15 protein-coding genes are annotated in these 13,110 nt (G+C 63.2%); 5 read left to right on the top strand and 10 right to left on the bottom strand.

Annotated elements, in window-relative coordinates:
- Nucleotides 1–38: 38 nt before the first annotated feature.
- The 6 genes from LB533_RS00545 to LB533_RS00520 form a co-directional block, all read right to left on the bottom strand.
- Nucleotides 39–1,244, bottom strand: a complete 1,206-nt coding sequence (locus LB533_RS00545) for an aminotransferase class V-fold PLP-dependent enzyme (protein ID WP_140641406.1) — start codon at nucleotides 1,242–1,244, stop codon at nucleotides 39–41.
- A 24-nt stretch (nucleotides 1,245–1,268) separates the two neighbouring features.
- On the bottom strand, nucleotides 1,269–1,730 hold the full coding sequence (locus tag LB533_RS00540) for a RidA family protein (RefSeq protein WP_140550900.1): 462 nt from the start codon (nucleotides 1,728–1,730) through the stop codon (nucleotides 1,269–1,271).
- 38 nt (nucleotides 1,731–1,768) lie between these two features.
- Nucleotides 1,769–2,563 (bottom strand): amino acid ABC transporter ATP-binding protein, encoded by a 795-nt coding sequence (locus LB533_RS00535; protein ID WP_140641408.1) that lies wholly within the window; start codon nucleotides 2,561–2,563, stop codon nucleotides 1,769–1,771.
- 2 nt (nucleotides 2,564–2,565) lie between these two features.
- Nucleotides 2,566–3,216 carry an amino acid ABC transporter permease gene (locus LB533_RS00530; RefSeq protein ID WP_140641410.1) on the bottom strand — a complete coding sequence of 217 codons (651 nt, stop codon included), beginning with the start codon at nucleotides 3,214–3,216 and terminating at the stop codon, nucleotides 2,566–2,568.
- A 1-nt stretch (nucleotide 3,217) separates the two neighbouring features.
- The gene (locus LB533_RS00525) at nucleotides 3,218–3,883 is read right to left on the bottom strand and encodes an amino acid ABC transporter permease (protein ID WP_140500485.1); all 666 of its coding nucleotides are present in this window, start codon (nucleotides 3,881–3,883) and stop codon (nucleotides 3,218–3,220) included.
- Nucleotides 3,884–3,980: 97 nt separating this feature from the next.
- Complete coding sequence (locus LB533_RS00520) at nucleotides 3,981–4,862, bottom strand: transporter substrate-binding domain-containing protein (RefSeq protein ID WP_140550903.1); 882 nt, start codon at nucleotides 4,860–4,862, stop codon at nucleotides 3,981–3,983.
- Between the two features lie 128 nt (nucleotides 4,863–4,990).
- Between LB533_RS00520 and LB533_RS00515 the strand changes: the two genes are divergently transcribed.
- Nucleotides 4,991–5,785, top strand: coding sequence for an IclR family transcriptional regulator (locus LB533_RS00515; protein ID WP_140641412.1), 795 nt, complete (start codon nucleotides 4,991–4,993; stop codon nucleotides 5,783–5,785).
- 2 nt (nucleotides 5,786–5,787) lie between these two features.
- On the opposite strand, the gene LB533_RS00510 is transcribed toward LB533_RS00515, so the two are convergent.
- Nucleotides 5,788–5,991, bottom strand: coding sequence for a YdcH family protein (locus tag LB533_RS00510; protein ID WP_140550905.1), 204 nt, complete (start codon nucleotides 5,989–5,991; stop codon nucleotides 5,788–5,790).
- Nucleotides 5,992–6,230: 239 nt separating this feature from the next.
- Here LB533_RS00510 and LB533_RS00505 point away from each other — a divergent pair, with 239 nt between their 5' ends.
- The 4 genes from LB533_RS00505 to LB533_RS00490 all read left to right on the top strand — a co-directional run bounded on the left by LB533_RS00505 (nucleotide 6,231) and on the right by LB533_RS00490 (nucleotide 9,899).
- Nucleotides 6,231–6,410 (top strand): YdcH family protein, encoded by a 180-nt coding sequence (locus LB533_RS00505; RefSeq protein WP_097571999.1) that lies wholly within the window; start codon nucleotides 6,231–6,233, stop codon nucleotides 6,408–6,410.
- Nucleotides 6,411–6,971: 561 nt separating this feature from the next.
- A complete protein-coding gene (gene ispG, locus LB533_RS00500; protein WP_140517596.1) occupies nucleotides 6,972–8,222 on the top strand; it encodes a flavodoxin-dependent (E)-4-hydroxy-3-methylbut-2-enyl-diphosphate synthase in 1,251 nt (416 codons plus the stop codon).
- A 5-nt stretch (nucleotides 8,223–8,227) separates the two neighbouring features.
- On the top strand, nucleotides 8,228–9,076 hold the full coding sequence (locus LB533_RS00495) for a lytic transglycosylase domain-containing protein (protein WP_140641414.1): 849 nt from the start codon (nucleotides 8,228–8,230) through the stop codon (nucleotides 9,074–9,076).
- Between the two features lie 85 nt (nucleotides 9,077–9,161).
- Nucleotides 9,162–9,899 carry a class I SAM-dependent methyltransferase gene (locus tag LB533_RS00490; protein ID WP_140641416.1) on the top strand — a complete coding sequence of 246 codons (738 nt, stop codon included), beginning with the start codon at nucleotides 9,162–9,164 and terminating at the stop codon, nucleotides 9,897–9,899.
- A gap of 106 nt (nucleotides 9,900–10,005) precedes the next feature.
- Here the strand turns inward: LB533_RS00490 and LB533_RS00485 are convergent, their stop codons facing one another.
- From LB533_RS00485 to LB533_RS00475, 3 genes are all read right to left on the bottom strand, one after another.
- Entirely contained in the window at nucleotides 10,006–12,345 is a 2,340-nt protein-coding gene (locus tag LB533_RS00485) for a response regulator (protein WP_140641418.1), read from the bottom strand.
- A gap of 179 nt (nucleotides 12,346–12,524) precedes the next feature.
- Nucleotides 12,525–12,767, bottom strand: coding sequence for a hypothetical protein (locus LB533_RS00480; RefSeq protein ID WP_140641420.1), 243 nt, complete (start codon nucleotides 12,765–12,767; stop codon nucleotides 12,525–12,527).
- A gap of 13 nt (nucleotides 12,768–12,780) precedes the next feature.
- Complete coding sequence (locus tag LB533_RS00475; RefSeq protein ID WP_140517598.1) at nucleotides 12,781–12,999, bottom strand: hypothetical protein; 219 nt, start codon at nucleotides 12,997–12,999, stop codon at nucleotides 12,781–12,783.
- Nucleotides 13,000–13,110: the final 111 nt, after the last annotated feature.

Genomic DNA, 13,110 nt, shown 5'->3' with positions numbered 1-13,110 from the left:
ATCAGCCGGTGCTTTGGGTTCGTTGGTCCGCTTGGCGCTCAATCCGGCCAGCGCAAGGCGCCGGAAGAGTCCTTGCGAGCAATCTTCATGGCGTCGGCGGGCCGGTCCTTCGCGGTCAACAGGGCGCGCAGCCGTTCGGCGACGATCTCCGCCTCACCGGGATGAAGATTACAGGGGTCGAGGAAGAAATGGCCGCGTTCGACCTCGTGATTGCGCACGATGATGGGCGGCGATCCACCGGCAAGCGCCGAGGCAAGGCCGGCGGCGGTGAAGCGGCTTTCCGGCAGCACGAAGACCTGCAGGCGGTCGAGCGGGTTGGCGGTCGGATCGGGAATGATCTCCGCGCCAATGCCCGTAACACCTTGCAGAGCATCCTTCCACAGGTTGAGCGCGGCCTCTTCGCGCCGGCGGATGCCGGCGTGGTCGCGCTTCTCCCATGCCTCGAGCGCGGCCATGGTGCCGGCGATGCTTTCCTTGCCGACCTTCATGGCGCGGGCGACGCCGCGGTTCTGCAGATAGGCGGCGCGCACCAGATCCTTGCGTCCGGTGACGATGCCGCTGGTCGGGCCGCTCAGGAATTTGTGGCCGCTGTAGATGACGATGTCGGCGCCACGCGCCAGGAAGCCGCGCAGGTCATATTCGGAAGCCGCGTCGACGATCACCGGCACGCCCCTGGCGTGGCAGATTTCGCAGAATTCCTCCAGCGACAGCATGCCGTACTGCACGGTGTGATGCGCGACGACATAGAGGCCTGCCGCCGTTCGCTCGTTGATCGCGTCGCGCACATGATAGTCCTGCGTGACGCTGACCGTGCCGGCGGGCACCACCCTGGCGCCGGCAACTCGGACCGACTGGTCGATCGGGGCGCCGTAGTTGACGATGTGGCCAAGCTGGATGATCACCTCCGACCTGAGGTCGCCGGTGTCGTCCGGCAGGCGTTCGATGGCGAGCAGGTTGGTTCCCGTCATCGCGCCGGCGATCGCCATGGTGATGCCGCTGGCGCAGCAGGCGGTGATGAAGCCGGCCTCGCCACCGGTGAGGCGCGCGACGATGGCGCTTGCGGCGCGCTGCAGATCGTCCATTTCCACCCATTGCGATGCCATTTCAGACATCGCGCTGATCGCTTCAGGCACGATGATCGACGCACCGAGCGCCGTCATCGTGCCGGAGACGTTGATGATCGGGCGAAGGCCGAGCCGTTCGCGGATCGTGGTGTTGGAGCCGGTGTCTGAATAGGTTTTCATGTGAGCAATCCCGTGGATGACAGATCAGGCAGCGATCTCGACGACCGCTTCGATTTCGACGGTGATGTTTCCGGGCAAGGAGCCTACGCCGATCGCCGAGCGGGCATGCCCGCCGATCGTTGCGAAAACGTCGGCGAAAAGATCGGAGCAGCCATTCACCACTTTGGGGTGGTCGCTGAAGGTCGGCGTGGCGTTGACGAAGCCGAGCAGCTTGACGACGCGCACGATGCGGCCGAGATCGCCGGCGGCAGCATGCATGACGGCAAGCAGGTTGAGGCCGGTGAGGCGGGCATGCTGATAGGCCTGCTCCACTGTCACGTCCTCGCCCACCTTCCCGGTGCAGAGCGTGCCGTCGGCCCGCAGCGGTCCCTGGCCGGACAAGAAGATCAGCCGGCCGCTCTCGGCATGGGTGACGAAGTTGGCGATGGGCGTCGGCGGCTCGGGCAATGTGAGGCCGAGTTCGGCGAGCCTGGTGTAAGGCGTCATGGAAGAAGGCTCCTTGGGACGGCGTCAACCATCCAATGTCAGAAGTGCGAGGCGCGGAAGCGCGCCAGGAAATTGCGCAGACGCTCATTGTCGGCGTCCGCAGCAAGGATCTCCTTCGGGGGCCCGACCGCGCCGACGCCGCCATCGGCCATGAAGACGATGCGGCTCGAGGCGTCGCGGGCAAAGGCCATCTCATGCGTGACCATCACCATCGTCATGCCGTCCTCGGCGAGGCTGCGCACCACCTCAAGCACCTCGCCGACGAGTTCCGGATCGAGGGCGGAGGTTATCTCGTCTAGCAGCAGGATTTTCGGCCCCATGGCCACGGCGCGCGCAATGCCGACGCGCTGCTGCTGGCCGCCGGAGAGCTCCGCCGGCAGGCTGTCGGCCTTATGGGCAAGACCGACGCGGCCGAGCCAGTGTTCGGCAATCGCGCGCGCCTCCGCGGTGCTTTTGCCGCGCACCTTGGTGAGGCCGAGCATGATGTTGCCGGCGGCGGTGAGATGCGGAAACAGGTTGAAGCTCTGGAACACCATGCCGGTCTCGGCGCGCATCGCGGCAAGGTCGCGTTCGCTGCGGCGCTGGGGGGCCCCGGTTTCGCGGAAGCCGACCTCCTTGCCGTCGATGCGGATGGACCCGCTGTCATAGCTCTCCAGGAAGTTGACGCAGCGCAGCAGCGTGGTCTTGCCGCTGCCCGAGGGCCCGATGACCGTCACCACCTCGCCACGCGCCACGCGCAGGCTGACCGAGCGCAGGACCTGAACGGCGCCAAAGGATTTGGACACATCGCGGATATCGAGAAGGGCCGGGGCATCGTTCGAGCTTGTGGACATTGCTATTCCCGGATGAAGGAGAAACGCCGCTCCAGCCGCCGACTGGCAAGCGAAAGCGCATAGTTGACGGCGAAGTAGATGAGGGCGCCAAGGATGTAGAGCGGCATGGCCTCGTAGGTGCGGCCGATGACTTGGTTGATGGCCTGCATGAGATCGGTGATGCCGAGCAACGAGACCAGCGCGCTGCCCTTGACCGCGTCGGTGACGCCATTGATCCAAGGCGGCAGGAAACGCCTGAACGCTTGCGGAAAGATGACATGGGCCAGCCGCTGGCGGAAGGTCAGGCCGATCGCCATTGCGGCCTCCGATTGTCCCTTCGGGATGGAGCCGACGGCGCCCCGCAGGTATTCGACGACCTGGGCTGTCTTGAACAAGGTCAGCGCCAGCACGGCAGCCCAGAAGGACGGCAGGTGAAGCCCGACGGCCGGCATCCCGTAATAGACGAAGAAGATGAGCACCAGGATCGGTATGCCGCGAATGGTGTCGCTGAAGATGCGCACCGCCCAGCGCGCCGGCGCCGGGCCGTAGACCAGGCCGACGCCAAGGACGACGCCGGCGACGAGCGAGAACGTCACGACCAGCAGCGACACCCACAGCGTCAGGGCGAAACCCTGAGCAAGGAAAGGCAAGGCGTAGGCGATCTGGCTAAGCATGCTAGTGCACTACCTTGAACCAGCGTTCGACGAGCCGGAGCGCGTAAAGCAGGGCGTAGCCGGTCAACAGGTACATCGCCGTCACGACGAGATAGACCTCGACGATGCGGAAGGTGTTGAAGTTGATCCATTGCGCGCCGAAGGTCAGCTCGGGCACCGAGATGACCGAGGCGACGGAGGTATCCTTGAACAGCGATATGAAGGTGTTGGAAAGCGCCGGCAGCGTAATGCGCAGCATGGTCGGCAGGCGCACATGCAGCAGCCTTTGCCAGGGCGTCAGGCCAATCGCCTTGCCGGCGTCGAGCTGGCCGCGAGGAACCGCTTCGAGACCGGAGCGGAACACCTCGACCAGATAGGCGCCGCTGTAGAGCGCCAGCGTGGCGACGAACGAGGTTTGCGCGCTGTAAGCGATGTCGACCACGGTCGGCAGGCCGTAGAAGACGAGATAGACGAGCAGGATCAGCGGCACGTTGCGGATGAATTCGACGTAGGCGGCGATGATGCCGCGCACCATGCGTCCGGCCGACACGTACCAGACCGCCAGGACCAGGCCGATGACGATGCCGATGGCGATCGAGATGACGGCGAGTTCGAGGCTGAGCAGCAGGCCGCCCCACAGCTTGTCGAAATGCCGCCAGATCAGGTTGAAATTAAGCGCATAACCCATGCGTCGGCCTCAGTGCTCCCGATGTGACGCAAAGCTGGCCGCGTCGCCAGGAAAAAGGGCGGGAAGGGCGCCGGCGGCGCCTTTCCCGCCGATGACGTCAGATAACCGGGAAACCGGGGTGGCGCGCCGGCGGCTCCTGCCCGAAATAGTCCTTGAACGCGGCGTCATAGAGCGCCGTCTCATGGCCGAACATGGCGATGGTGAAGGTCTGGTTGACGAAGGTCAGCCAGTCGAGATCGCCTTGCCGGAGCGCTGCGCCATATAGCATCGAGTACCAGCTCTTGCCGGCATCGAAGTATTTGTCAGGATTGCGCGAGGCGAGCCAGCGCACGGTGGAGAGGTCGACGGCAGCGGCATCGGCACGCTTGGATTCCAATGCCTGCAGCACGTTGGCCTGTGTATCGATCTGCATCACTTGCGCCTCCGGCAAGGCAAAATGCACCGAAGATTCGGCGTCGACATTCTGCAGGATGGAAACGCGCGTCGCGGAGCCTGCGGCAAGCAGCTTGTCGAAGGTCTTGTTCTCGGCGCCGGGCAAAGTCAGCAAGGCGACGCCCTCGACGTAGTAGGGCCTGGAGAAGTTGATCAGCTGCGAGCGCTGCGCGGTCATGGTCATGAACTGGATGGTGATGTCGACCTTGTTCGTCGTTACGTTCGGAATGCGCTGCGCCGGGTCCTGCATGACGAACTCGACCTTGGCCGGGTCATCGAACAAACCCTTTGCGAGAATGCGCCCCATCGTGATGTCCATGCCGACGAGTTCGCCGGCATCGTTCTCGAAATGCCAGGGCGCATTGGTGCTTCCGGTGCCGACAATCAGCTTGCCGCGCTCCAGCACGGTGCGCAGCAGACTATCGGGCGCAGCCTGCGCCGCCGCCTTCTGGACGTCGACCGTTGCCGCCGCGCTCATGACGCCGGCCGTTGCCAGTCCGGCCATGCCCAGTTTCAGAAAATCACGCCTTTTGGATGTGTCGTTCACGGCGACCTCCTTTCGTGTTGTGTTCCCCTACGCACAGGCAATACACGCGCCCGGATCATTCAAAAATTGTCTCTTACAAGGGACGTGTGTATCCTGTACAAGACAGATACTAACATCAGGAATCGACAATGCAAGATGGCAGCGCCTTGGCGGTCTCAGCGGACGCAAAGATTTCGGCCTCTCGGGAGAAGGGCCTCAACCGGGTGCTCGAGATTCTGGAGTTCCTTCATTCGACACAGCGCGCCATCGGCATCGGCGACCTAGCCAAGGGGGTCAACGCGCCGCGTTCGACCACCTACACGCTGGTGCGATCGCTGGTCGATGCCGGCCTCCTGGAAATGGCCGGCGACGGCAACCGCGTCTATTTCGGCAAGAAGCTCTATCTCTATGGAATGGATTATGTGCGCGGTAACGACCTCTTGAGGCGAGGACGCCAGGAGGTCGACAACCTGTCGCGCGAGACCGGCGAGACGTCCGAACTGTGCATGCTGCAGAGCGGCCGCTACACGATCGTCCACTCGAGCCCGGGCACCCGGCCGTTCCGCATCAGCTCCGCCACCGGATTGCAGATCCCGCTGCCCTGGACCGCCTCAGGCAGGCTCCTGCTCGCCGGTCTCGAACAGGCCCGGATCGAGGCGATGATATCGGAAGACGATCTCATCCTGCCCGATGGCCGCAGATTGCGGCTGGACGATTTCATCGCCGACATAGCGACGGCGCGCGCCACCGGCTATTGCATCACTTCGGGGCTCGTCGACGCCTATACGAAATGCCTCGCCGCGCCGGTGTTTTCAGCTCCCGGCACGGTTGAAGCGACGATGTGCCTGGTGGTGCCCATCGACACGTCGCAGGACAAGACAGGTGAACTCCTGGCCCTGCTGCGCGAGCGCGCGGCGAGGCTTTCGATCGCGGCCTGGACCTGAAGTCAGGCGATGATATCCGGGATGATCTTGTCTTCCAGCTTCATCAGCCGGTCCTTCAGCGCAAGCTTCTTCTTCTTCATGCGCTGGATCTGCAGCGGGTCGCAGTTCATGGCGATCATCGCATTGATCGCGGCGTCGAAATCGGCGTGTTCCTGCTTCAGCCGGGAAAATTCGAGGCGAATATCGGCCTGTTCCTGATCGGACATTCTCTACCGTCTGCACGTCTGCGGCGCCCAAAACTGGGCCTGATTGGGCGGGGGCGGCTCGTTTTGCCACCGGCGCGCAGCCCATATCACATTTCACAGTGCCGTGGAATGCTACCACGGATCATTCGACATCGCTGCGCGAAGGTGGCACACTGTCATTGTGCCGTCACAGAGCGAGCCTGCGGTGGACGCGCCTTTGGCGGCTGCAGTCGAGGAAACCATGAAAGGGAGAACCAATCATGTCTCTTGCATCCCATCTTGATGAGTTGCAGCGGAAACACGGCGACATCGAACGCGAGCTCGATGATGCGATGAATCATCCGTCGGTGGACGACCTCGAAATCGTGAATCTCAAGCGACGCAAGCTGGCAATCAAGGACGAGATTGAAAAACTGAGGGCCAAACCCACGACGCATTGACGCCCCACTGACATAACCGCTCACCATCCGGGTCTTTCCTGCCGGCGGCAATTGCCGCCGGACTGGTGGTTTTGATTTCCGTTTTCAGGTCGGCCATCACAGATATTCGTACCAGGCCGAGGCCTTCCGACTTCGGAATCCGAGGACGAGCAGGAGCGAAGCGCTTCGCGGGAATCCCTGAATCCATGCGGTAACTCTTGACCGAAGAGTGCAGCGGAGCAGAATTCTGCCTTGCCGTGGCGCTCTGAGGTCAGGGCTTGGATTCTGGTCTGTGCTGCGTCGCTCTTCTCCTTGCTCCTCCCCGGAACTCATTCCCGGAATGGTGAAGCGATTGGGGGTCCGCCAATCGCCAGGTAGCCGATTGGCCAACGCAAGCGACCGGCAAAAATCGGGTGCCAAGGAACTGGCGGCGGGATCGATTGCGGCCAGTGGCGACCTGTCGCCATTGACAAGCCATCTTTGCTCCTCCACCTCATGCCCGGACTTCAGCGCATCGGCCCGGAGCGCGCTTTTGTGCGTCCAAGTGGACGCGCGGCGCCCCAGAGATTAAAGGCTGCCGGCATGACCGGATATTATTCCTTCCCCTTCCCGCGCCGCACCTCGGTTGGCGTCGATGTGGGCGGCGTGGTGGTTGGCGGCGGTGCTCCCGTCGTCGTGCAGTCGATGACCAATACGGATACCGCCGATGTCGACCAGACGGTCGCCCAGGTCGCGGCGCTGCATCGCGCCGGCTCCGAGATCGTGCGCATTACCGTCGACCGCGATGAAAGCGCCGCCGCCGTGCCGCGCATCCGGGAGCGGCTGGCGCGGCTCGGTATCAACGTGCCGATTGTCGGCGACTTCCACTATATTGGCCACAAGCTCCTGGCCGATCATCCGGCCTGCGCCGAGGCGCTGGCCAAATACCGCATCAATCCCGGCAATGTCGGTTTCAAGGACAAGAAGGACCGGCAGTTCGCGGCAATCGTCGAAATGGCGATCAAACATGACAAGCCGGTGCGCATCGGCGTCAACTGGGGCTCGCTCGACCAGGAACTCCTGACCCGGCTGATGGACGACAACCAGGCTCGCGGCTTTCCGTTGACCGCACAGCAAGTGACGCGCGAGGCGATCGTGCAGTCGGCCATCCTCTCGGCCGAGATGGCCGAGGAGATCGGCCTTGGCCGCGACAAGATCATTCTCTCGGCGAAGGTCAGCGGCGTGCAGGACCTGATCGCAGTCTACACCGAGCTCGCCAGCCGTTCCGACCATGCGCTGCATCTCGGCCTCACCGAAGCCGGCATGGGCTCGAAAGGCATCGTCGCCTCATCCGCCGCCATGGGCATCCTGTTGCAGCAAGGCATCGGCGACACAATCCGCATATCGCTGACGCCGGAGCCGAATGGCGATCGCACGCGCGAGGTGCAGGTGTCGCAAGAATTGCTGCAGACCATGGGCTTCAGGCAGTTCGTGCCGATCGTCGCTGCTTGCCCCGGCTGCGGCCGCACAACCTCGACCGTGTTCCAGGAACTGGCCCAGAACATCCAGGCCGATCTCAGGAAGAACATGCCGGCGTGGCGTGAGAAATACCCAGGGGTCGAGAACCTCAAGGTCGCGGTGATGGGCTGCATCGTCAACGGCCCGGGCGAGTCCAAGCATGCCGATATCGGCATTTCGCTGCCCGGCACCGGCGAGACGCCGACAGCCCCTGTCTTCGTCGACGGCAAGAAGGCGGCGACGCTGCGCGGACCGTCGATCGCGCAGGATTTCGAGAAGATGGTCGCAGACTATATCGAGCAACGATTTGGTCGCGGCAAGGCCGCGGCAGAGTAGGTCGAATGCTGCGCTTCCTCCCGGTGGCGCTGATCCTGCTGTGCGGGTGGCCGACCCTGGCCCAGGCCGATCCGCCGCAATCGGCCAAGCAGCGGCTGATCGACAAGGTCTGCAACCTGATCCAGGCCCATGCCGACCAGAACGGCTTGCCCAGGGATTTCTTCGCCCGGCTGATCTGGAAGGAAAGTCGGTTCGATCCCAACGCCGTCAGTCCGGTCGGCGCCGAAGGTATCGCCCAGTTCATGCCGGGGACCGCCAAGATGCGCGGGCTCGCCAATTCCTTCGACATCAACCAGGCGATCCCGGCCTCGGCGAAATACCTCGCCGAGATGAAGACCAGCTATGGCAATCTCGGCCTGGCGGCCGCCGCCTACAATGCCGGCGAAAACCGGGTCTCGCGCTGGCTGGGCTCGGGCGGCTTCCTGCCGATGGAAACCGAAAGCTATGTCTTCGACATTATGGGCGAGCCGGTCGATAAGTTCGCCGATCGCGCCTATGCCGGAAGCGTGCGACCGCTCGACGCGAAATCCGATTTCGTCGCGGCCTGCCGCAAGCTCCCGGTGATCATGTCGCGGACGGTGGCGATGGCTTCCATCAACATAAGGCCGTGGGGAGTCCAGGTGGCCGGCAATTTCCGCCGCAGCGCCGCGATCAACCAGTGGCTCAGGGTGAGGGGCCGCTTCCCGGCCCTGCTAGCCGGGCATGATCCGGTGGTCAGCCGGGTGCGGACGCCGATCGGCCGACGCGGCATCTACGCGGTCAGGATCGGGGTCGACGACCGTGCCGCCGCGGGCGCCATTTGCCAGAAACTGCAAAGTGTCGGCGGGGCATGCGTGGTGGTGCGCAACCGGTAGAGCCGCATGAGCGAGCTGGGTAACGCTTTGTTCGCCCGAATGCGTCTGTCGCATCCATCACAAATTTCGATTATAGGCGATCGCCATGACCGACAGACTCTACAGCGATCCGGATCTCGTCCAGTTTTATGATATCGAGAATAAAGGCGGCGACGATTTCAACTATTGCGTTGGATTCGCCGGCAATGCCCACTCGATTCTTGATCTCGGCTGCGGCACTGGGCAATTGGCCGCGGCCCTTAGTGAAGGACGCTCCGTCACCGGCGTTGATCCCGCGTCGGCGATGCTCGATGTCGCGCGCGGCAGGGCCGGCGGAGACAAGGTCGACTGGGTCGAGGCCGATGCTCGAACCGTTCGGCTTGGGCGGCACTTCGACCTAATATTGCTGACGGGACATGCCTTCCAAGTCTTCCTGACGGCCGAGGATCAAGCGGCGGTGTTGCGCACCATCGCAAATCATCTCGCTCCGGGCGGGCGCTTCATTTTCGACACACGAAATCCCGCCATGGAAGAATGGCGCGAATGGACGCCGCAGCGCTCCGAACGGATGGTGACGCATCTCAGCCTCGGCGCCGTCAAGACCTGGAATGATGTCGAACATGATGCCGCCACCGGCGTCGTCACCTATTCAACCTTCTATGAAATTCCGGGGGGCAGACAGGTGCTGGCCGCAGAATCGAAAATAGCCTTCCCCGACAAGGATGACCTTGCCGCGATGCTGGACGAGTCAGGCCTGCTGGTGGAGCAATGGCTCGGCGACTGGCGGGGCGAACCCTATGTCTCCACCTCGCCGGAAATCATCCCGATCGGCCGGCTGCGCTGATCTGGCTCCAGGCCGGGCGTGCTTAAAGCGCATCGAAACGACATGCTTTAAATGTTTGTTTTGCGCATGTCGTTGTCGCAAAACCGCTGCGCCCGTCAGTTCACATCTACGCCGTCTTCGCCACCACCGTTTCGCTGAGCCAGGTGCCGATCTTGGCGCCGAGGCGGTCGGGTGAAACCGGCTTCGGCAGATAATCGTCCATGCCGGCTTCGATGCACTTGTCGCGGTCGCCCTTCAGCGCATGCGCGGTGACGCCGATGATCGGGATGCGGCTGCCATCCGAGGCCTCCGTCGCCCGGATGGCGCGGGTCGCCTCGTAGCCGTTCATTTCCGGCATGGAGACGTCCATCAGGATCAGCCTCGGGCGCAGCGAGCGGTACATCTCGACCGCCGTGCGGCCGTTGCCGGCTATGCGATAGCTCAAGCCCAACCCGTTGAGGATTTGGCCGAACACCAGCTGGTTCACCTCATTGTCCTCGGCGATGAGGATGTCGATCGGACCGTTCGGCGCGACCGTCGGCTCCGGCACGGAGACGGCCGGCATTGCCGGGCCGCGGATGACGGTAAAGGCGGGCGGCGCCGCCTGCGGCAGGGCAGGTACCGGTTCGCGAACGAACTGCGCCCTGCCGAGCTGCGAGCGGGCTTTCTGGACGACCGAGATGACGGTGCCGAGCAGGACCGCGGAGCGTGCCGGCTTGGTCAGATGCGCGGCAATGCCGAAATCGATGATCATCTTGCCGAAATCGACCTGATCGACCGAGGTCAAGAGCACGACCGGTATGGCCGACAGCCGGCTGTCGGCGGCAATGGCTTTCGCGACATCGGCGCCGTTCATACCGGGCATCTGGTAGTCGAGGATAATGCAATCGACGGCGGCCCCCAGCTGCCAAGCGCGGTCGAGGAAAGCCAAGCCGACCGCACCGCTTTCGGCGGCGGCGCAGTCGAAGCTCCAGCTCCTGAGCTGTTCGAGCAGGATCTCGCGGTTGACCGGATTGTCGTCGATGACCAGAACGCGCGCGCCGGTGACGTCGACCGGCACGATCTCGTCGCGAGCCTCGGCACGATGCACGGGCAGGGGCACCGCGAACCAGAATACGGACCCGCGGCCGATCTCGCTCTCGACGCCGATCTTGCCGGCCATCAGGTCGACGAGGCGGGCGGCGATGGCGAGACCGAGGCCGGTGCCCTCGTGACGGCGGGTCGAGGAGCCGTCGACCTGGGCGAATTTTTCGAACACGTTCTGCAACTTCTCGGCCGGGATGCCGATGCCGGTGTCCTCGACGCGCAGCTTAAGCTGGACGACATCATTGACGGTTTCGCCGCCGACGTCGATCAACACATGGCCCTTCTCGGTGAACTTCACCGCGTTGCCGAGCAGATTGGTGACGATCTGGCGGAACCGCCCGGCGTCGCCGACGACGTAGGCCGGCAGGCGCGGGTCGACGCGCACGATCAGTTCGAGGTTCTTTTCGGCAACGTGGGCGGAGACGAGCGTGGCCACATCCTCGACCGCCTCGGCAAGGCGGAACGGCGCCGGGTCGAGCGTGAGCTGGCCGGCATTGATCTTGGAGAAATCGAGGATGTCGTTGATGATGGTGAGCAGCGCGTTGCCGGATTTGACGATGACGTCGGTGAAGGTCTTCTGGCGCGCGGTCAGCTCGGTCTTGGCCAGCAACTCGGCCATGCCGAGCACGCCGTTCATCGGCGTGCGGATTTCGTGGCTCATATTGGCCAGGAATTCCGATTTGGCGCGGTCGGCGGCCTCGGCCTTGAACAGCGACTCGGCGGATTCGGCGAAGGCCCGGCGGATGGCCTGCTCCATCGGCCGGAAGATCCAGAAAGCGGCGATGGAGAGCACCGCGAACAGCAATCCGCTCGCCCACAGCAGCAGCCGGTCACTGGAGGCGTCGGCCAAATGGCGCTCGTCGTCCATGGCGGTGCGGACGCGGACCAGCATCGGCTGGGCAAACAGGTCGTTCTGGTTGCGGATTTCGCGATAGCTCCACTCATCGACCTTTTGCGCCACCGACATGAGGTTGAAGTTTCGGACCATATCGCGCGGCGACCAGAACAGGTCGCCATTGACCGAAGCGGATTCGAGCTCGTTGACAGTCTTTGTCGACAGGCGTGGACGCAATGCGGCGATCTGGGCCGCAAGCGTCCCAATCTCGCGGGAGAGGCGTTCCGAATGGCCGCGCGCCGATGCGGCCAACGCATCGCGCGTCTCAGCGCGCCAGGCGGTTCCCGTCGTTTCGGCGAAGCTGGTCGCGTTGCGCAGGTCGCGAGTGAATATGACAAGGTTGCTGCTCAGCGCATCGACCTGGTGGCGGAAGGAATTGACACGATCAAGTGCAACCATGATCGCGAGCGAAGCCAACGCGAAGATCAGCAATCCTGAGAGATAACGGGTCCGGATGGACCGTATGAAGGAAGAATATTCCGGCATGCGCAACCCCAACACATACGCATTATTTTAACGGTCGGGATTACGCTTGATTTACATTAAGATTTCGTTCTGGCGACCGAGAATCTCGGACTCCCGCAGAGCCTCCCATGTATCCTCCCGGCTGCGCCGAGATGAAGGGCGGCGGCACTTCAAGGGACGGTCAAGCTTCGGGTGTTCCTTCAATCCGCGGGCCGTTTGTGATGCCGGGATTCCTGGTTCGAGCCGCGAAGCGTTTCGCGGTCGTCGGCATCGACCAGATCGACGTCGCCACCCCTGAGCGCCTGGCCCTGCTGGCGAGCCGTTCTCTCCTGCTTCGATCGCTTCAGTTCGTCCTCGGCATTGAAATTCTTGTCCGCATTCTTGGTGTTCACCCGCTCCTCGATGATTTGCACCTGCTGTTCGTGGGTCTTCTTGCCGGTCATGGGATATCTCCCTCTATTTGTTCGTCCGGCCGGTCTGGTCGGGATTCACACCGCCTTGTGGGGTGGTGTCGTTCTCGACATCGCCCCGAAAAGTGTTTTCGCCATCGAGTTCCTCGTCGTCGTCAAGGATGTCGCCACCCTTGATGGTGCCTTTGGAAGCGCCGATGCCGGGGTCGTTGCGCAAGTCGCGATCGCTTGGCCTCGGCTGTTTGCGATGCTTGTTGTCGTTCATGGGTTGCCTCCTGCTTCTGGTCCCGAACGTCGCGACGGGTGCAATTGTTCCCGAAACACGAGTTCCCGAAACACCAGCTCCCGACGCACCAGTTCCCCACACACTCTGGCC

Origin of the sequence: Mesorhizobium sp. BR1-1-13, from assembly GCF_020165515.1 — a bacterium.
Classification (GTDB): Bacteria; Pseudomonadota; Alphaproteobacteria; order Rhizobiales; family Rhizobiaceae; genus Mesorhizobium.
The sequence above is the reverse complement of the archived record's forward strand: the minus strand, read 5'-3'. Positions and strand labels throughout refer to the sequence as shown.